This window comes from Paenibacillus sp. RC334 (assembly GCF_030034735.1).
Lineage (GTDB): Bacteria > Bacillota > Bacilli > Paenibacillales > Paenibacillaceae > Paenibacillus > Paenibacillus terrae_A.
This window is the reverse complement of the sequence record NZ_CP125370.1, coordinates 401,271-419,975: the sequence shown is the minus strand read 5'-3', so window position 1 is coordinate 419,975 and position 18,705 is coordinate 401,271. Positions and strand designations below refer to the sequence as shown.

Sequence of the window (18,705 nt, the reverse complement as noted above, 5' to 3'; positions counted from 1 at the left end):
AGCACCTTGCCCAAATGATCTCCCTTAAACAAGGCGAGAAAAGGCGAATATACATAACAGCGAGGTGCCTATGCTAAAAGAGACTGCCCTTTGGACAGCCCCTTTTCTGTAATACGCCTACCTGGTTTATTGCTGTGTCAAAATGATCGGGCCGTCCGCTGTAATCGCCAGCGTATGCTCGTATTGCGCCGACAAACCGCCGTCCATTGTACGCGCCGTCCAACCATCCGCATCCACTTTGCTGCGGTAGGTGCCCGTATTCAGCATCGGCTCAATTGTAATGACCATGCCTTCCTTCAAGCGCGGTCCGCGATGCGGTGGTCCATAATGCGGCACCTGCGGTTGTTCATGCATATCTTCTCCGATGCCGTGACCGATGAATTCGCGTACAACCGAGAAGCCTTCCGCTTCCGCATAGGTTTGGATCGCATGGGAAATATCGCCGATCCGGTTACCGATTACAGCCTGCTCAATCCCTCTGTACAGGGATTCCTTGGTAACGTCCAGCAGCTTTTGTGCCTGCTCGGAAACATTACCCACTGCATACGACCAGGCGGAATCCGCCAGCCAGCCGTTCAGGTTTACAACCATGTCAATCGTCACAATGTCCCCGTCCTTCAACGGTGTCTTGTTCGGGAAACCGTGGCAAATGACATCGTTAGGCGATCCACAAGTCGCAAACTGGTAACCGTTGTACCCCTTTTGTTCCGGCGTTGCGCCATGCTTTTTCATAAACGATTCCGCGAAGGCATCAATTTCCAATGTTGTAATACCCGGCTTGATCATTTTGGCAATTTCCCGGTGGCAAGCAGCTAAAATTTCGCCAGCTTTCTTCATATTTTCAATTTGTTCTTTGGTTTTAATAATAATCATTAAACGGTCTCCTTCTTTTCCGTGTTCGTTCCACTTTCACTGCTGCTTTTTTCTGCTTCTTTTCTGCCTCTATTGTAACGCTAAAAGCATTGAAATGGAACCGATGTCCATTGACACCGTTTACAAGTATCTTTTACGGGGTATATAATACTTCATAACTTGTATACAAGTATGCCCGAAAGAGGCAACCGAAATTTCCAGATAGGAGTATGCACATGAAATATCCGTCAGTCTGGCTACAGGGTGCATCGCTTGGTGAAAGGATTGCTTGTGAGCTTCGACTTCAGATTATCCGTGGTATGCAGGCACCCGGCACGGTATTATCTGAAAATCAGATTGCTGCCGATTTTGGCACCAGCCGTTCTCCTGTTCGTGAAGCGTTAAAAGTGCTCTCCAGTGAAGGATTGCTTCGCTTGGAACGCATGGGAGCGATTGTCATAGGCATGACGCCCGCTGATATGGAGGAGCTTTTCGATGTGCGAATGCTGATTGAGCATTTTGTTGTACAAAGATTTGTACATAGAGACAATGCAGGGTTGGTGACCGCTTTAAACCGGATGATTGATAAAATGGAAGTCGCTCTCAAGCACAGAGACGTCGTTGAATTTTCTCTTCAGGACTTCAATTTTCATGAGACTCTGGTGCTGGAAGCAGGCCATACTCGTATTCTCCACACCTGGAACGGAATGAGGCAGTTGATCCTGACGGTCATGCTGGCTGCCACAGAACAACGCTTTACGTCCAAGATTGAAGAATCCCAAGTCACGATTCACAAACATCGTACCTTTGCAAACGCTTTAAACCAAGGGAGCGCTCAGGAGCTGTCCGAATTTATCGAGGATCATTACCGGGACACCCGCAACGCGGTAAACGACAGCGTTCTGTCCCCTTACCGCAAGAGTCTGTCCTAATCTGCAAAAGGTATAAAAAGAGCCGCTGCACCACGCTTTATGTGTTCTAAGCTGGCGCAGTTCCTTTTAGACTAAAGTTGTCGACAAGTATACATGTACTACACATTAACGCATAAGGAGGCACTACTTCATGAACACCCTATTCGGCTTGAGCCATAACGCTTCACTACTTACGTGGGCGCTAATTACCATCATTCTTTTGATTTTGCTGATTGCCAAGTTTAAATGGAATCCCTTTGTTTCACTACTGCTTTCCTCCGTATTTCTCGGGCTGGTTAACGGGATGCCGGGACATGAAGTTACTGCCTCCATCACCAAGGGCCTTGGCAGCACGCTTGGGTCCATCGCCATCGTCATCGGGCTGGGCACCATGCTCGGTAAAATGATGGCAGAATCCGGCGGTGCCGAGCGTATTGCCACCACACTTATGGACCGGTTTGGTGAAAAACGTGTCCATTGGGCCATGATGATCGTAGGCTTTATCGTGGGTATTCCGGTATTTTTCGAAGTTGGCATTATTTTATTAATTCCGATTCTGTTCACGGTCGCCCGTAAAATGAATATGTCTCTGCTGAAAATCGGTATTCCGATGCTGGCGGGGCTATCGACGGTACATGGACTTTTGCCGCCCCATCCGGCTCCGATGATCGCGATTGAAGCCTTTAACGCCAATATCGGACGCACGATAGGGTATGCGCTCATCGTCGGTATTCCTTCCGCTATTATTGCAGGTCCGGTCTTCGGTGCCTGGATTGGCAAAAAAATTATGGTCAGACCCTCCGAGAAGCTGGACGAGCAGTTTACAAATACAACAGGACGGCCGCTGCCACCTTTTGGGATCACATTGTTTACGATTTTGCTGCCTGTTATCCTGATGCTCAGCGGATCGGTCGCTGAAATTGTGGACCCGTCCAATATGCATTCACTTACGGTATTTTTCAAATTCATCGGTGATGAGGTCATGGCGTTATTGATTGCGGCTGTGTTTTCTTTTTTCTCGCTAGGCTATGCACGTGGTTTAAAGAAAGAGGATTTGTCCCGTTTTACCAGTGAATGTCTGGCACCCACAGCCTCTATTATCTTAATTATCGGGAGCGGCGGTGCATTTAAAACGGTATTGATCGACAGCGGCGTAGGTCAGGCCATTGCAGCGGTGGCTACGGGGGCGCATATGAATGTAATCGTGTTTGCTTTTCTGGTCGCTGCGCTCATTCGTGTAGCCACCGGGTCCGCTACGGTCGCGATGACGACAGGCTCCGGTATTGTCGCACCTGTGCTGGCACTTACACCCGGCGTGAATGTCGAGCTGGTTGTCCTTGCTACAGGGGCGGGATCGCTGATCCTTTCGCATGTGAATGACGCCGGTTTTTGGATGATCAAAGAATTTTTCAACATGACGGTTCCGCAGACGCTCAAATCATGGACCGCGATGGAAACCATCCTCTCCCTGGTCGCCTTCGGTTTGATTATGCTGCTGAGTGTGTTAATTTAACGATAATGAGCTAATAACGGTAAGTGAAGGGGAGATTGAATATGAAAGACACTCGGTATATGATCGGCGTTGATATCGGTACGACCAGTACCAAGGCGGTACTTTTCGAAGAAAACGGCAATATTGCTGCCCAGCATCATGTAGGCTATCCGCTGCACACACCTGAGCCGGATGCGGCGGAACAGGACCCGGAGGATATTTTCAAAGCCGTCGTGACAACGGTGCAGGAGGTCATGAAACAAAGCGGAGTAGCAGCCGAGCATGTGCTGTTTGTCTCCTTCAGTTCGGCCATGCACAGCGTTCTGGCGGTGGATAAGAACGGCAAGCCGCTGACCGCCTCCATCACGTGGGCAGATAACCGCAGCGCCAAGTGGGCTGAAGCGCTCAAGCATGAATACAACGGACATGACATTTACTTGCGCACCGGGACCCCCGTTCATCCCATGTCGCCGCTGACGAAGCTGATGTGGATTACACGGGATTTGCCGGATATTGCTGCACAAACGTACAAATATATTTCTATCAAGGAATACGTATTTGTCCAATTGTTCCAGCAATATGTCGTGGATCATTCGATTGCATCCGCTACCGGCCTCATGAATTTGGAGCAACTGGATTGGGACGAGGAAGCACTGCGTATTGCCGGTGTGACGAAGGAGCAGTTGTCTGAGCTGGTGCCGACAACTCATGTCCTGAAGGGACTGGACGCTACCTGTGCACATGATATGGGCTTGCTGGAGAGGACTCCTTTTGTCATCGGAGCCAGTGACGGTGTCTTGTCCAACCTTGGTGTGAATGCCATCAAACCGGGGGTTGTCGCTGTCACGATCGGTACCAGCGGAGCCATCCGTACCGTGGTCGATAAGCCGTTGACCGATGCCAAGGGACGTTTTTTCTGCTACGCATTGACCGAAAAGCTGTGGGTGATCGGCGGCCCGGTGAACAATGGCGGCATTGTGTTCCGCTGGATTCGCGATGAATTTGCAGCCTCCGAGGTGGAAACCGCCAAACGACTGGGGCTTGATCCGTACCATGTGCTGACCCAAATTGCGGAACAGGTACGCCCCGGCTCGGACGGCCTGCTCTTTCTCCCGTATCTGTCCGGTGAACGTGCGCCCCTGTGGGACCCGAATGCCCGCGGCTCCTTCTTCGGCTTGTCCCTGCGTCACAAAAAAGAGCATATGATCCGCGCCGCTCTGGAGGGTGTGCTGTTCAACCTGTATACGGTTATGCTGGCCATGGAAGAGGTCATCGACAGACCTTCGGTCATTCACGCCACTGGCGGATTCGCACGCTCGGAGCTGTGGCGACAGCTCATGGCGGATATCTTCGATCAGGAGGTCATTATCCCGGAAAGTCTGGAAAGCTCCTGCCTTGGCGCAGCTATTTTGGGCTTGTACGCACTGGGACGGATTGATTCGCTGGACGCTGTATCCGGTATGATCGGCACCACTCACCAGCATAAGCCCGTGGCAGAGCATGTGGATATTTACCGTGATTTACTGCCGATCTATATCCGTATTTCGCGTAAATTTGAAGATGAGTTCAAGGATATTGCCGAGTTTCAGGCCAAATCCTTAAAACCTTTAAAATAGTGGAACCCGTCCCAACACCGCTGCGTATTACCGTTTCATAAGAACCTGTCTATGTCAGAAAACGATCTAAAAATCAGTTGGACAGGATAAGAAGGAGGATTAGACGATGCTCAAAAAATTACTGCACCGCCTGCTACATTCCACCTCTCATTCTCATAAGCGGAAATACAGCAGCTCGGACCGTTATTACGAACGTAAACGCCGCTCTTCATCCGATTTAGGATACAAGAACAGCCATAACGGGCACCAATATTATAAGGACAAACGCCGTCATTACTCCAGTTCGTAAGTAAAGAGCTGCGACGAATGAAACCAGGCATAGGAAGGAAGCCAGTGGCTCCTTCAAACCTTATAAAGCGAAGACCCTTCTCATCAAGGGCCTTCGCTTTATTGTTGTGCGCCCGGCGTTATGCAGGGCAACATCTGTGCATTTTACAAGAAATCGTCTATTAACAAAATTACAGAAACAGAGTTTTGGATATGATTACCAGCAAAATAAACAGAACCAGAATCGCTCCTACAGAGGTCCAGGCTCCGCCGTACCCCATACCGCCCATCCCACACATATGACTCATTTACAACACTCCTTTCGCTCATTTACAGGATCATTGTATGTAGATACGGTCAGATGCGTAAGGGGGGCATTACCCCATTTTTACGGCGAATGCCCGTTATTTTTATGGATGATCTTTATGGACTAGCCTTCCTGCTGCACCAACGCCTTCTCCAGCTCCAGCATAAACTGGCGACTATGTTCATACCTTGGGCCAATCTGAAAAAGACGTTCCAGCAGATGGCGTACAGGTGGACTCAGCTTCAATTCTTCCTGCCAGCTTCCCGGCGGTTGATCCGGTTGAGGCTCGTAACTGCTATACAGCATAAAAAGCATCAAATGCCCGACATCGTACAAATCGCTGTAGATGGCGACATCCTGTCGTTCGGGTGCACGCTTTTCCAGCATAGATTGGGTAAATACATCCTCCTGCTGCTCGCCCATCGCCAGTGCAAGGCCAAAGTCGATCAGGTACGGTTTCCCTTCGCGGTGGATCACATTGGGAATGCGGATATCCCGATGGATGTAGCCCTGTTCATGCACATGCAGAACCCGCTCCATTAGCTCCAGGGTGTAGACGATACATTCCTGTTCGGTAAAAGAACGCCCCTGTTCAAATATAAGCTCCTCCAGCGTCATACCGGAGATATATTCCATGACCAAGTACAGTTCATTCCGATGCTCCGCACTTTCGAGCAGCCTCGGGATATAGGGATGTTCCATTTGTCGCATAATGTCGGCCTCACGCTGCAACAGTTGAACACCTTTCGCCCGCTTGCTCGGTCTGGGTAGCTTGACCGCTACTTCCTGCCCATTATGCTTGTCCAGACAGAGGTAGGTCAGACCATAGCTTCCCATACCCAGCAGCGAAAGAATATGATAACGTCCACCCAGCAGATCGCCAGGCTGTTTCGGGTAATCTATCCAAGATTCGTAAGCATTCCGTAACCAAGTAAACATTCTAATAACCCTTTCCTATTCACCCTGCGGCATGTTATATATGTGGCTTGCTCTAGTCTTCTTGTATGCGCCAGGTGCCCTAAATCCATTCACTCCGGTCTGTTCCGCTATTATACCATCCACAATAAGACCACCAGAACCGGGAAGGTCTGATGGTCTTATTGTGGATGATCTATGCCTCTCTACGTCTGCGTGGTGCCAAACCGAGCCAGGACAGCAGCGAACCGCGGGACTTACGCTGTCTGCCCTGATAGGTGCGCAAATTGGTAATTAACTGTCGATCCCGTTCCTCTTCCACCCGTTCTTTCATCCAGCGCTTTTGGTCCTCCAACTGATTGGAAAGGTTGATGTTCTTTTCCACCAAACGGCTATGCTCAGTTTCCAGCTCTTCCAAACGACTTCGCATCTCCAGTAGAGCACTCTGCACCATAATCTGCATCTCCGTCAGTGCTTGGGACTCTATAGGCTCCTGCGTTTGTATCTGCACTGGTGTTTGTTCCAGTTCTTCTTTTTCCCTCTCCCTTGTTTGCTCCAGCCTGTGCTCAATCGTTAGCGCCAAGGTATGCATCTGTTGTTCCTGCACGCTCACTTCATCCTCTAATCCTGCCGATTCAAGAGTAGCAGCGGCTTGCGCCTGCATTACAGACTCATCCCTGCCCTCTGCGGCAGCCAATATTTCCTCCCAGGTTGCAGCCAGCGACTCACCATCCGATACGGGTGGCAAGCGGACACCTGCATCCTCGATCTGGAAGGGTGCGGTTACCCTCTCAAGCACCACTTGAACCGCCTGCTCCATCGTCAAATGTTCCTCACGCAACGCCCCTCGCATCAGCTTCAAGCACTCTACATCCTCTGGACTGAACATTCTCGATTGATTGGCGGAACGCGGGAACACATAGCCCTGCTCCTCCAGCGCTGCCGCATATTTACGAAGGGTACTGGCCCCGATTCCCAACTGCTTTGCCGCTTCCGTCGTCGATCTGCTTTCTTCCATTGATCATTACCTCCCCGGATGGTATGGAAAGAAATAAGCTTGTATATGTACAATTCGCGGAATCAAATGGAAACCCTTTGGCAAAAATGTTCTAATATTGCGGACTGCTAGGAACCTTTGTCATAAGCGAATATTTTATAAAAATGCAAGAAGCGACTTCAAATCAACCATATACAGTCGGATAAACCAGCTGAACATAAAATATGACAAAGTACGTGGTACCTCGCCTAGTCCCCATTCAATAGGGCGTCTTTCTAGAACCGTCACATAAATGTCACACTTCACATGATCCTATGGCATAATTCCTATCATCAATGCGTCGCAAAGTACAAACAATGCGGATACCACCTCAAGAGAAGCTACTCACTCCCTGCAATCCACACCTGCAAAAACACTGCGTATTCCACGTATTCTCTATATTTCAGCATATATATGTGCCTCTGGTCATAGTTGTTTTTATATTTTTCGGAATGAAGGCAAAACAATGGATATTTCCAAAAGCCCAGCAATATGTTATGTTATGTAACGTAAAATGGGTTTCAGACATAATTTATAGCACATTAACGTTCGCTGGAACGAGGAGGAAACATAAATGAAGGGGAAGGCAAGGAAAGTAGCTATTGTCGGCGCGGGTATGGTCGGTTCGAGCTGTGCCTACTCAATGGTCAATCAGTCCATTTGTGACGAAATTATGATGATTGACCGCACATATGACCGGGCTTTGGCCCATGCACTGGATCTGTCTCATTGTATGGATTTTACGTCCACACGTACCAAGGTACATGCAGGAACATATGCAGATTGCACGGATATGGACGTTGTCATTATTACGGCTGGAGCTAACCCCAAACCAGGTCAAGATCGTCTGTCCGTACTGGATGATGCGGTGATCATTACGCGCGAAATTGTAACGGCGATTATGGAGAGCGGCTTTGACGGCATTTTCGTCATTGCCGCTAATCCTGTCGATATTGTGACCTATCTTGTACAAAGCATATCCGGTCTGCCACGCAACAAGGTGATCGGCACGGGCACCTCCATTGACTCGTCCCGGCTTAAAACGCTACTTTCCGAGGTGTTTTCCATAGATCCGCGCAGCGTACAGGGGTATGCTCTTGGCGAGCACGGCGATTCCCAATTCGTTGCATGGTCACACGTTACCATTGGCGGCAAGCCAATCCTGCACATCCTGCGTCAGCATCAGGAGCGGTTCAGCCACGTCGATCTGGATGACATCGCCCGCAAAACGAAGGATGCAGGCTGGGAGATTTTCACTCGCAAAGGTGCTACTTATTTCGGTATTGCCAATGCGCTGGCGTATATTACCCGGTCCATTTTAAATGATGACGGTAAAATTATAGCGGTTTCTGCCGTATTGGATGGCGAGTACGGGCACACGAATGTCTGCACAGGTGTTCCGGCGATCATCGGCAGCAAAGGAATTCAGGAGGTCATCGAGCTGGAGCTAAGCCCGGAAGAACAAGCCAAGTTCGACGCCTCCTGCCGCTTCATCAGCGATAATATCCGTGCCATGTCGGGCTTAGTATAAAATGTGTCATACGCCGGATTGAGATGTATTATCATATTTTATCAATCCGGCGCGATTTGTACTTCAAAAAAAATCCACTTATCCAATACACTATCTTCATTCTAAAAGCTGTAGAGAGACCATGATATTGAATCTGTGGTTCATAGCCTCAATACGTATATTTCCATCGTATTTCTCCGTAACCCTTCGAATGTTAGCTAATCCGTTTCCGTGAAAATCAGGCTCTTGTTTCTTCGTGCGAAAACCACATGTGAAATTCTTCATCGTGTTAATAACATTCATAAATTTTTCTCAATGAATGTGGGTAACAATCCACAATATTCGCCAAAGGTATATTCTAATGAGTTGGTATACTCAAAGACCGATAATTCGACACTTCATCACATAATGTTGCCAGGATATTTCCAATCTGTGGTAGAAAAAGATAATAAGGCTTATGTACTATACATAGACGGGAATGGAGAAAACGTTGGTATTTATGTAATTGATCTAAACACAAATAGTTTGCTTCATAATTATTCTGTTCCAAATCATAAGTCTCAGGAGCAAGCATATTATCCAGTGGGGCAAAATAACGGATCGTCCCTTCAATGGTTTCATAATCGTTTAATCGTCATGCTGGATGGAAATCGTCCGGGTATTCAGGATCGGCCTGTCATATAATAATAAAATTATGGTATGGGATGATTCCTTACAAAACGTTAAAAAAATTCTATTAAAACAGAGTAAAGATTTTATTCAAAAAAAAGAGACTGAAAGAGGATATATATCAGGTACACATATTTCTGGAAATTCAATTGATATATTATATGACTTTGTTAAGAAAAAACCTTTGGACCGAGTCAGAGAAATACGACGCTACAGTTTAGAGACAGGTTCCGAGGAGGCTGTCATTCCCTTGAGCTATCATTCCGATAAAGAAATGGTTCGTTTTTTGGGCACAAATTAGCTACGAAGTTGCCACACTCCTTCAAGGCGAGGTGTATTTATGATTTATTTAGTTTTTCACCAACTGAACCCCCTTGTCCCCACTCTGCTCATCTGCCCTCTAATCGCCATTATAATTGGAATTATGTGCGCAATTCTCCATTCGAGGGTTCTACTGGCTGTAGGTGTAGCTCTTTTACTTCCCCTCCTGTTTATCACAACAAATATTGCTACCTTTAAATCTAACCTGGACGCATGGGCGATGTACGGTATTATTTATGCCCTGACGACCTATGCCGCATTTAGAATAACTTCCCGAGCTAGAAGTTGACTGATCTTTATGTACCCATGCTGAAATGTGACCCGGAAGAATGATAACTTTAAAACAAATGACCCATAAGAGGGTCATTTGTTTTAATAGAGCCCTTGAAAAAACAGATAGAGCTGAACCCTCATATTCCGTCCTATATTTCTTTACGACGGAATACCGTCAGGCCCGCAATCCCAAACACAGCAAAGCTGCCCAGGACAACCGTAATCAGCGTATCGGCTGGTACGATGAATGCCCCGAAGCTGTCTCTTCCGGCAGGCATCATCGCCAGCACAGGCTGTACCCACGGATAGTACGGACCGTAAGTCTGTGAGTTGGCGACCAGAATATTGGGCACTGTGAAAACAAAGTTCAAAGCGAGCGGCGCGGCAAAGCTGGACCACAGGAAAGACACCATCAGCTGTAACGCAGCCAGCGGCAGACAGGCTACCCAGCCTGCGAGCAGACTTTGGGCAATGATTGCCCAAGGGATCGGCCCGTTCATGTCCTGCACAGCTCCGACACCCAGCAGCGCTCCCCCGAACAATAGCTGAGTCAGCCCTACCAAAGCCATAATCATCGTCAGCTTGGCTACGTAGAGACTGGTGCGGGATAATGGCAGCGACAGCAGTTGCTTCCAGCCGCCGCCCCCATGCTCGAATCGGCAGACCATGGATGCAAATACGGCGGTCAGCATCGGCATGAACAGCAGCGCATGCACTGTGAGCATGCTAGATAACAATGCCAGCCAATTCCCTCCGGGGGTCGACAGTAGTCCGATCAGAACGGCAATCGCCGGGCTGACGAGCGCAAGCAACCAGACGGGCGACTTGGCTATTTTCAAACGTTCGACAGAAAGCAGTCGTACATATCCTCCGAGCATTACGCCACATCCTTTCTGCTAAAATGAGCCGCCGTCAGCAGACTGAGAAGCGCACCCATTCCGCAGCCAATGGACGCAAACATCCACGCTTGAGGTGCAGCCCATGCGAATCGGGGCCAAGCCAGCGGAAAATACCCAGATAGCTGGGAAGCAAACAAGCTGCCGATGCCTAGCGTAATGCCCAGTGTTACAGGCAGTGCCTGATTATGAAACGTGACTGTTAGCCACAACAGTAGTACGAGAATGGGCAGTGTACCTCCCAAGGGCCAGAACCCGAGCCGCAGCAATTCTCCTATCGGAGCAGGCTCTCCCCCGAAGCCAAGTATCATGCCCAGTCCCCACGTTCCAACGGTAAGTAGCAGGCAGGATACACACAGCATCCCGATAGCCAGCGTCAGCTTGGCCATATAGACGCTGAATCTGGAGATCGGCAAGGCCAGCAGTTGCTTCCATGAGTTGGACGAATGCTCCACATTCGCCAGCATGGAAGCGACCATCGCGGCCCCTAACACCAGTGCAATGGGAACAAAAACAGCGATGTTATCCATCAAGGCTTCCCACAGATGACCCTTGCTGCGCGGAATCAGATAATCATAACGAAGCCCGAAATTCAGCGCCTGCATCGCCACCAGCCCAAGGGGGCCAAGGAACACCAGAAACCAGATCCCCTTCCTGCGCGCTTTGAGCAGATCCGCAGTCAGCGCTCGCAGCATCATAGGGAAGTCCCTCCTTTGCCGACGACCTGCATGAACATATCCTCCAGGGATTTTCGGCGTTCCTCTACCCGGTATATAGCATGCGTATTTTCGACCAGCCTTCTGACCAGCAGCGCTACAGCCGCATCATTCATGTTTTCAAAATCCAGAGCAGCCCCGTCCCTCACCGAATGATAACCCTGCTCACGTGCAATGAGCTGGGCTGTTTCAGGGTCCGACGTCACAATACGAATCCCCCCTGTGGATTCCTGACGGAGATTGTGAATCGTATTCTGGAAAACCAGTTCTCCTTCGCGGATAATTCCCACCGTATTCGCCATATGCTCCACTTCGCTTAGCAGATGGCTGGATACCAGCACGGTGATTCCTCGTTCCTTGGGCATCGCCTGAATCAATGCACGCATTTCCTGAATGCCCTCCGGGTCCAAACCATTGGTAGGCTCGTCCAAAATAAGCAATTCCGGATTGCCTAGCAGCGCGGCGGCGATACCAAGCCGTTGCTTCATGCCCAGCGAGTAGCCCTTGACCGGGCGTTTGGCATGCTTGGTCAGTCGAACGACTTCCAGCACGTCCGCAATGTTCTCCTTGGGCACATTTAAAATGCGACGAATAGCCTCCAGATTTTCCACTGCGTTCAAATGACCGTAATACGAAGGGTATTCGACCAGCGAGCCGACTTTACGCAAAATATCCAACTTATGTTTGCGGATATCCTTACCGAATATGCGGATCGTTCCTCTAGTCGGGCGAATGAGTCCGAGCAGCATACGGATGGTTGTCGTTTTCCCCGCTCCATTTGGGCCGAGAAAGCCGTAAATATCTTCCCGCCCTATTTTCAGATCCAGCTGGTTAACCGCAGGACGTCCTTTGTATAATTTGCTGAGACCGTTCGTTTCAATAATGTATTCGTTCAAGTTCCTCACCTCGACACCTATCGTAACGTGCCAAGTTTAAGACCAAGGGAACTCTTAGTTTAAGTTTTGTTTAAAAAACGGATTTGTGTCCCGGCGGATGAACTGACAATGTCCCTCTCCAGATTCATTTCACGGGCCAGCAATTCAGTAATCGCCAAGCCAATCCCGGCTCCTTGTCCACTGGATCGCTGCCCCATTCCCGGTCCTTTATCCGTAATGACTAATGCCTCTTTCCCGTTATGTTCCTCTATATGGATACCGATATATCGGCCTGAGGCGGCGTGGCGAACTACATTTTGAAAGAGGTTGTCCAGCAAACGACGGAAGCCCTGCTCATCCACCTTCCACACGATACTATGCTCAGGCAAATCGATATCCATCTCAAAGCCTTCCTTTTCCCAAACCGGATACCAGCTGGCCGCACACTCCCGCACCAGCCGCAGGATATCACGCGATTCGTTATTCAACGTGTATTTGCCGCTGGAGAGAAGATTATAGGCGAGCAGGTTGTCGATCAGACTTCCGAGGTCTTTTAGCTTGTTTTCCATCAATGAAATAGACTGTTTTCCCCTGCCACTCAGGTTTTCGTCTTCCAATGTGTACAGGTGGCTACGCACGACCGTAAGCGGCGTCCGAATATCGTGTGACAGATCAGCGACCAGCCTTTTTCGCAGTTCTTCCTCTTGGCGCTCACGTCCCCGGCTCTCGGCCAGTTGCTCGACCATCTGATTGAACGCTTCCTCCAGCTTGCCGATTTCATCCGGCCGTCCAGTGCTGACAAGAATGGGCAACCCATCCTCTCCCCGTTGTGACATAGCTACCTGAAGCCGCACCAGTCTGCGCCGAATGCCTCCAAAAAACAGGAGAGATACGAATATAAAAGCTGCAAGTATCAGTAAAATAAAAAAGAGGTAGTACAGCATCATGCTATTGTCCGTACGCTGCTGATCAAAGAACGAGCGAGGAATTTTTAATACCATATAGCCCTGATTGGCGTTCTTCTGACCATCGCCAATAAATGAAACTACAGTAAATAAGTCTGAATTCATGGCTTGCTTCATAAATACAACAGCCTGCGTCGCATCCCATTGCTTTGGAACGTCAGGTTGTGCGGGGAGCTCCAGCCTTGTTTTCCCCCGCTGCATCCACCCAAAATATCTGTGAATCGGGAAAAGTATCTCCCTGTATTTTGCGTAAATGGATTGAAATTTGCTCCGGTGTGGCTTCTTTTAAGGCTACGGCTTCACGATGCCAGCTATCTTCGGTCCGGGAACTGGAGGGATAATGTGGATTTGCAGGCTTCATATCCGTAACCCAACCAGACAAGACACTACTTACAATTATCATAGTAGGCAACATGATCGGCAACAGCATCATGGCAACCACAATAATGATCAGATAACGGAACAACAGCGAATTTCGGAAACGTGTTCCCTTTCGCAGTCCGTTCATTATGCCTTCACCCGATAGCCTACACCACGGATCGTCTCAATGATGCGGGGAGTAGCGGGATCAACCTCCAGCTTTTCACGCAGATGCCGGATGTGGACCATTAGGGTTTTGTCCCCGTCGATATATGGATCGCCCCACACGGCTTCATACATTTGCTCCTTCGTCATAATCTGGCCCAAATGGCGCAGCAAATAAGCAAAAATATGATATTGCTTGCCTGTCAGCGTAATTTCTTCCCCGGTATCACGGTTCATAATACGGTTATCGGGAGGGTACACTGTCAGATGTCCCAACTGCAAGGATTCCTCGGGCACCGTACCTGAACGACGCAGCAAAACCTCCATACGTGCAATCAGCTCGTCCGGATGAAAGGGCTTCGTCACATAATCGTCGGCAAAATCCAGCCCTTGCAGCTTATCGTCAATGGAGGTTCGGGCTGACAGCATAAGAATCGGAAGCTCCGGCCGCTCCTTCTTGAGCCGTTTTCCAATCGTAAATCCATCCAGACCAGGTAGCATCACATCCAGAATCACAAGCTGGCATGTATGGGATGCTTCCACAGCTCCATCCCCGCTGCGCAGCCACACCACAGCGTAATTCCGCTCTTCCAAATACTGATGCATCCAAGCGCCGATATCCTGATCGTCCTCGATATATAACACATTTGTTTTCATTGACACACACCTACTTATCGTTTTTCTTTTATGTAATGGGCATTATAGCATTTATGATACATAACCCGCGTAAAAAGGTTAATAACTACCTTATACGACATATGCTATATGATTTCAAATTCTACGGCTCGCAAAAAGGAGGAATGCCATATGCTGCTGGAAGCGATATACCACCATCCGAAGCGCAATTGGGCTTTTGGTTATGATGATGCAACCCTATTTTTACGGCTTCGTGTGAAGAAAAATGACCTGACCGCTGTGCACGCTCTCACCGGGGACAAATACGACTGGGATCGTACCCGACAGCTCATTCCGATGTCCAAATTCGCCACCGACGGCAGATTTGATTACTACCAATGTACCGTAAAGCCCACTCACCGCCGACTGAAATATGGATTTTTTCTGGAAGACGAAGAAGAACAATTATGGATGAACGAGAACGACTTTACCACCCAAGAACCTCAAAATGCAGACGGCCTGTTCCAATACCCGTTTTTGAATCCAATTGATATTCTCAAACCACCTGCATGGGTGAAGGATGCGGTTTTTTATCAGATTTTCCCGGAACGCTTTGCGAACGGTGACCCCTCTATAAGCCCGGAAGGTGCCGAGACATGGGGGGACACGCCGCGGACCGACAATTTTTTTGGTGGCGATCTACAGGGGATCCTAGATCATCTGGACCACCTGAACGAGCTGGGGATTAGCGCCCTGTATATAACGCCTGTCTTCAAGGCGACGACCAACCATAAATACGATACCGAGGATTATATGGAGGTGGACCCGCATTTTGGGGACAAGGAGACGTTAAAAAAACTGGTAGACACCTGCCACGACCGGGGAATCCGGGTACTGTTCGATGCAGTGTTCAATCATTCGGGACGTACCTTTAAGCCGTTCGTGGACGTACTGGAAAAAGGCGAAGCCTCCCCTTACAAGGACTGGTTCCACGTACATAGCTTCCCGCTGGAAGTGGTGGATGATACACCGACCTACGATACCTTCGGGCTGGAGCCGATGATGCCCAAGCTGAACACTGAGCATCCTGAGGTGAAGAAGTACCTGCTGAAGGTGGCAAAATATTGGATCGATGAGATTGGCATCGACGGGTGGCGGCTGGATGTGGCAGACGAGGTGGATCACGCCTTTTGGCGAGAGTTCCGCACTACGGTCAAGCAGGCCAACCCGGATGCGTACATTCTGGGTGAAATGTGGAATGAATCGTCTGAATGGCTACAGGGTGACCAGTTCGATGCGACGATGAATTATCCGTTCACTTATGCGGTGAATGATTTTTTCGTCAAAAAAGAGTCCGATGCCCAAAGCTTCGCCTTTGCCATCGGACGGCAGCTGGCCCGCTATCCGCAGCAGGCCTCTGAAGTGGCCTTCAATCTGCTGGATAGCCACGACACGCCACGCCTCCTGACGCTGTGTGGCGATGACAAGCGGCTGATGCGGCTGGCCGCTCTGTTCCAATTCACGTACATGGGCGCGCCCTGCATCTATTACGGTGATGAAATCGGTCTGGATGGAGATGCCGATCCAGGCTGCCGCAAGTGCATGGAGTGGGACCCTGACAAGCAGGACCGCGAGCTGTTCGACTTTTACCGCGAGCTGATTGCGCTGCGTAAGGAGCACCCGGCACTGCGTGCTGTGGGAAGCCTCACTTTCCTGGAGGCAGAGCCGGAAGGCGCATCCCTCGCCTATGAGCGCCGCAGCGAGGAAGAGATGCTGCTCGTGCTGTTTAACCGTTCCGGTAAGAGCCATGTGTTTGAGCTGGACATTCCCGAGCAGGAATGGGAATTGGCTTTTGGCGAAAGCCAGTGGTCCGCAGGAGCGAAGGGCTTACGCGCTGAGCTTCCAGCCTATGGCTACGCCGTGCTGAAGACAATGCCTGCGACGCGGATGGAATAGACGCTCTCCTTTTAATAAACGGAGTAGTCTCATCCCTTGAGGCTACTCCTATCTACATACAAACATTCCCAAAACGGTGATATAATATATTCAGATAATCGCTGATTTAGCATCCGGATTGTGAAAGGGGTGGTTTATTTGGAACATACAACCACGATACGCACAGAGCTGGAGCAATTCATGGCACGAGAAGACCTAAGCATTACGCAATTTTGTGAAATGGCGGATGTAGAAACGGAAACAGTCCATGCTATTCTGGGCAAAAAAATGCTATTCTCGGTAGAGCAACTGGATCGGGTTACATATGGTATGCGACTGAATCCAGGCCACTTTTATGGGCATTACATCGAGGAATATTTGGTCCAAGCTGCCCATGATTGGCGCAATATTAAACCTTTTTTATACCGATGTGAAGAACTGAACAAGCTGGATTGCATTCAGCAAATCAGCTATTTAGGGTTGAATAATGCGACTTACGCTCCTCTGTTGTTCGAAGTAGCTGAGGATTTTTTCAAACATGACAAACATGCCGCCGCAGCCCTTCTTTATAAAAATATCGTCAAAAGGGAGGGGGGCCGACGTTCAGAAAGACTGGCTTTGTGCCAGTATCGCTTGTTTATTCTTGGCCTGGGGCCTGATAAAGAACAAAACGTGGAGGCTGCTAACCGGGTTTTTACCCTTTTGGATCAGCTTGACGACATCGACCGACTCGACGCATTAAGAGAACTGGCGAATGCATATATACAAGGAAAATTTTGGGATTTATCCAAGGACCTGGCTCAGGATATGGACGATGAGGCTAATATTCAATACCTTCTTATGCACCAGCCCAATAAAGTTAATCAGGAACCACTCAAAAAGCCACAAAGACCAATGTTCTTTTATATGGCCTATTCTAACTATCTTCGTGCGAACATTTGTGAGGCCCAGGGAAACTACAAGCAAGCACTACAATATACGTATGCGTATGCTGATCTAAGCTGGGTGAAGGAGACGGATGAGGAAACTCAATACTGGCTGAACAAATGTAAAGGATGGGCACGGTCCAGTCTATTTTTATATAAAATGCTAACCGGAGATGTAAGCGCTATTTTGGATTATGTTAAATGCATTGAAGCTTCACAAACGGAGCTGATGCCGGGATTGTTTAAAATCGTCAGAGCCGCCAATCAACAGAATATCAAGGTAGACTATTTTCTTAAAAAGTTCGACACAGACATTGCAGCCTTTATTGCGCGGGAAAAAGCTATTGTTACGTATACGCACAAGATCACGCCAGATTTATATATTCTTTTTCTGTATGAGTTGTCACACTATTATTTAAGCAGAGGGGCATTTGACGTTGGTTTTCGGTATCTAATCGACGGTATGGAAAAAGCCTTTGAGGTCAATAATAAATCCTGTATCATTAAATATATTGGGCTTTATGAGCATTCCCGATTATTTGCGTCCCGTGAAACTGATGCAGAATATAAGAGATTAATGGACGGAATGTATTTGAACGATGATGACTAACTCAGGCTAAACTCAAACAACGCGCGTCGATTGAGTATCGGCACGCGTTGGCTACATAACTTTTTTAACAGATTATTTATTTTGAATATCTGTTCTTACTACCCCGACATCAGAAGCATTGATAGAAATGGGGTTGCCACCTTGTCCAGACTGAGCTGAAGAAGATTGTCTGACGTCTACCGAAATTTTCTTATTTTTAAAGCCGCTTCGTCTCTTTCTTCCCAAAGCAATTACCTCCTTAAAATACGTGATTTTCCTTTAAATCTCTCATTTGCGAGTCCCCTGTTCAGACGGATATAAACCATCCTTGAGTCGATCTCAACTGCGAAGAGATATGTTATATGAATATGCTAGAGTAGGAGAAGTTGTATCGGCGAATAGTAGATCATAGTAGAAAAGAGGCTGAGGGTTGGAAAATACCTGGTGCTTGACCTTGTAGTATACTTCAACGTTTATGCTTGATCTAAAGGATG

General features: G+C 48.6%; 18 protein-coding genes and 1 pseudogene. 8 read left to right on the top strand and 11 right to left on the bottom strand.

The genetic code is table 11. From position 1 onward, the window contains the following. Window positions 1–126: 126 nt before the first annotated feature. Window positions 127–873, bottom strand: coding sequence for a type I methionyl aminopeptidase (gene map, locus QMK20_RS01965; protein WP_137061384.1), 747 nt, complete (start codon window positions 871–873; stop codon window positions 127–129). A gap of 215 nt (window positions 874–1,088) precedes the next feature. Between map and QMK20_RS01960 the strand changes: the two genes are divergently transcribed. The 4 genes from QMK20_RS01960 to QMK20_RS01945 all read left to right on the top strand — a co-directional run bounded on the left by QMK20_RS01960 (window position 1,089) and on the right by QMK20_RS01945 (window position 5,160). Next, window positions 1,089–1,784, top strand: coding sequence for a GntR family transcriptional regulator (locus QMK20_RS01960; protein ID WP_283654354.1), 696 nt, complete (start codon window positions 1,089–1,091; stop codon window positions 1,782–1,784). 130 nt (window positions 1,785–1,914) lie between these two features. Beyond that, window positions 1,915–3,276, top strand: coding sequence for a GntP family permease (locus QMK20_RS01955; protein WP_283654353.1), 1,362 nt, complete (start codon window positions 1,915–1,917; stop codon window positions 3,274–3,276). Between the two features lie 41 nt (window positions 3,277–3,317). Beyond that, window positions 3,318–4,871 carry a gluconokinase gene (gene gntK / locus QMK20_RS01950; RefSeq protein WP_283654352.1) on the top strand — a complete coding sequence of 518 codons (1,554 nt, stop codon included), beginning with the start codon at window positions 3,318–3,320 and terminating at the stop codon, window positions 4,869–4,871. A 106-nt stretch (window positions 4,872–4,977) separates the two neighbouring features. Beyond that, the gene (locus QMK20_RS01945; protein ID WP_044646279.1) at window positions 4,978–5,160 is read left to right on the top strand and encodes a hypothetical protein; all 183 of its coding nucleotides are present in this window, start codon (window positions 4,978–4,980) and stop codon (window positions 5,158–5,160) included. Window positions 5,161–5,329: 169 nt separating this feature from the next. Here QMK20_RS01945 and QMK20_RS01940 read toward each other — a convergent pair whose 3' ends face one another. The 3 genes from QMK20_RS01940 to QMK20_RS01930 all read right to left on the bottom strand — a co-directional run bounded on the left by QMK20_RS01940 (window position 5,330) and on the right by QMK20_RS01930 (window position 7,378). Continuing rightward, on the bottom strand, window positions 5,330–5,428 hold the full coding sequence (locus tag QMK20_RS01940; protein WP_412177974.1) for a YjcZ family sporulation protein: 99 nt from the start codon (window positions 5,426–5,428) through the stop codon (window positions 5,330–5,332). Window positions 5,429–5,568: 140 nt separating this feature from the next. Next, window positions 5,569–6,384, bottom strand: a complete 816-nt coding sequence (locus QMK20_RS01935; protein ID WP_283654351.1) for a serine/threonine protein kinase — start codon at window positions 6,382–6,384, stop codon at window positions 5,569–5,571. 172 nt (window positions 6,385–6,556) lie between these two features. Further along, the gene (locus tag QMK20_RS01930; RefSeq protein WP_283654350.1) at window positions 6,557–7,378 is read right to left on the bottom strand and encodes a MerR family transcriptional regulator; all 822 of its coding nucleotides are present in this window, start codon (window positions 7,376–7,378) and stop codon (window positions 6,557–6,559) included. A gap of 592 nt (window positions 7,379–7,970) precedes the next feature. On the opposite strand from QMK20_RS01930, the gene QMK20_RS01925 reads away from it, so the two are divergent. Further along, a complete protein-coding gene (locus QMK20_RS01925; protein WP_283654349.1) occupies window positions 7,971–8,927 on the top strand; it encodes an L-lactate dehydrogenase in 957 nt (318 codons plus the stop codon). A 96-nt stretch (window positions 8,928–9,023) separates the two neighbouring features. On the opposite strand, the gene QMK20_RS27505 is transcribed toward QMK20_RS01925, so the two are convergent. Next, complete coding sequence (locus QMK20_RS27505; RefSeq protein WP_481857737.1) at window positions 9,024–9,191, bottom strand: GHKL domain-containing protein; 168 nt, start codon at window positions 9,189–9,191, stop codon at window positions 9,024–9,026. 147 nt (window positions 9,192–9,338) lie between these two features. Here QMK20_RS27505 and QMK20_RS01920 point away from each other — a divergent pair, with 147 nt between their 5' ends. Next, window positions 9,339–9,590 carry a hypothetical protein gene (locus tag QMK20_RS01920; RefSeq protein WP_283654348.1) on the top strand — a complete coding sequence of 84 codons (252 nt, stop codon included), beginning with the start codon at window positions 9,339–9,341 and terminating at the stop codon, window positions 9,588–9,590. A gap of 728 nt (window positions 9,591–10,318) precedes the next feature. Here QMK20_RS01920 and QMK20_RS01915 read toward each other — a convergent pair. From QMK20_RS01915 to QMK20_RS01895, 5 genes and pseudogenes are all read right to left on the bottom strand, one after another. Beyond that, window positions 10,319–11,047, bottom strand: a complete 729-nt coding sequence (locus QMK20_RS01915) for an ABC transporter permease (RefSeq protein ID WP_283654347.1) — start codon at window positions 11,045–11,047, stop codon at window positions 10,319–10,321. Further along, on the bottom strand, window positions 11,047–11,763 hold the full coding sequence (locus QMK20_RS01910) for an ABC transporter permease (RefSeq protein WP_283654346.1): 717 nt from the start codon (window positions 11,761–11,763) through the stop codon (window positions 11,047–11,049). Before QMK20_RS01910 ends, QMK20_RS01915 begins: the two co-directional genes overlap by 1 nt. Further along, window positions 11,760–12,677 (bottom strand): ABC transporter ATP-binding protein, encoded by a 918-nt coding sequence (locus tag QMK20_RS01905; protein WP_283654345.1) that lies wholly within the window; start codon window positions 12,675–12,677, stop codon window positions 11,760–11,762. Before QMK20_RS01905 ends, QMK20_RS01910 begins: the two co-directional genes overlap by 4 nt. A 59-nt stretch (window positions 12,678–12,736) precedes the next feature. Further along, window positions 12,737–14,129: pseudogene (locus tag QMK20_RS01900) on the bottom strand (sensor histidine kinase). Continuing rightward, window positions 14,129–14,803 carry a response regulator transcription factor gene (locus QMK20_RS01895; protein WP_283654344.1) on the bottom strand — a complete coding sequence of 225 codons (675 nt, stop codon included), beginning with the start codon at window positions 14,801–14,803 and terminating at the stop codon, window positions 14,129–14,131. Before QMK20_RS01895 ends, QMK20_RS01900 begins: the two are co-directional and overlap by 1 nt. A 150-nt stretch (window positions 14,804–14,953) precedes the next feature. Between QMK20_RS01895 and QMK20_RS01890 the strand changes: the two genes are divergently transcribed. Continuing rightward, window positions 14,954–16,717 carry an alpha-glycosidase gene (locus tag QMK20_RS01890; RefSeq protein ID WP_283654343.1) on the top strand — a complete coding sequence of 588 codons (1,764 nt, stop codon included), beginning with the start codon at window positions 14,954–14,956 and terminating at the stop codon, window positions 16,715–16,717. Window positions 16,718–16,855: 138 nt separating this feature from the next. Beyond that, window positions 16,856–18,232, top strand: coding sequence for a transcriptional regulator (locus tag QMK20_RS01885; protein ID WP_283654342.1), 1,377 nt, complete (start codon window positions 16,856–16,858; stop codon window positions 18,230–18,232). 72 nt (window positions 18,233–18,304) lie between these two features. Here the strand turns inward: QMK20_RS01885 and QMK20_RS01880 are convergent, their stop codons facing one another. Then, window positions 18,305–18,457 carry a hypothetical protein gene (locus QMK20_RS01880; RefSeq protein WP_014279467.1) on the bottom strand — a complete coding sequence of 51 codons (153 nt, stop codon included), beginning with the start codon at window positions 18,455–18,457 and terminating at the stop codon, window positions 18,305–18,307. Window positions 18,458–18,705 lie beyond the last annotated feature (248 nt).

Bases quoted from the DNA above. Each gene is read 5' to 3' on its own strand.
- map (WP_137061384.1), bottom strand. From the start codon at position 873: ATGATTATTATTAAAACCAAAGAACAAATTGAAAATATGAAGAAAGCT.
- QMK20_RS01960 (WP_283654354.1), top strand. From the start codon at position 1,089: ATGAAATATCCGTCAGTCTGGCTACAGGGTGCATCGCTTGGTGAAAGG.
- QMK20_RS01955 (WP_283654353.1), top strand. From the start codon at position 1,915: ATGAACACCCTATTCGGCTTGAGCCATAACGCTTCACTACTTACGTGG.
- gntK (WP_283654352.1), top strand. From the start codon at position 3,318: ATGAAAGACACTCGGTATATGATCGGCGTTGATATCGGTACGACCAGT.
- QMK20_RS01945 (WP_044646279.1), top strand. From the start codon at position 4,978: ATGCTCAAAAAATTACTGCACCGCCTGCTACATTCCACCTCTCATTCT.
- QMK20_RS01940 (WP_412177974.1), bottom strand. From the start codon at position 5,428: ATGGGCGGTATGGGGTACGGCGGAGCCTGGACCTCTGTAGGAGCGATT.
- QMK20_RS01935 (WP_283654351.1), bottom strand. From the start codon at position 6,384: ATGTTTACTTGGTTACGGAATGCTTACGAATCTTGGATAGATTACCCG.
- QMK20_RS01930 (WP_283654350.1), bottom strand. From the start codon at position 7,378: ATGGAAGAAAGCAGATCGACGACGGAAGCGGCAAAGCAGTTGGGAATC.
- QMK20_RS01925 (WP_283654349.1), top strand. From the start codon at position 7,971: ATGAAGGGGAAGGCAAGGAAAGTAGCTATTGTCGGCGCGGGTATGGTC.
- QMK20_RS27505 (WP_481857737.1), bottom strand. From the start codon at position 9,191: ATGAAGAATTTCACATGTGGTTTTCGCACGAAGAAACAAGAGCCTGAT.
- QMK20_RS01915 (WP_283654347.1), bottom strand. From the start codon at position 11,047: ATGCTCGGAGGATATGTACGACTGCTTTCTGTCGAACGTTTGAAAATA.
- QMK20_RS01910 (WP_283654346.1), bottom strand. From the start codon at position 11,763: ATGATGCTGCGAGCGCTGACTGCGGATCTGCTCAAAGCGCGCAGGAAG.
- QMK20_RS01895 (WP_283654344.1), bottom strand. From the start codon at position 14,803: ATGAAAACAAATGTGTTATATATCGAGGACGATCAGGATATCGGCGCT.
- QMK20_RS01890 (WP_283654343.1), top strand. From the start codon at position 14,954: ATGCTGCTGGAAGCGATATACCACCATCCGAAGCGCAATTGGGCTTTT.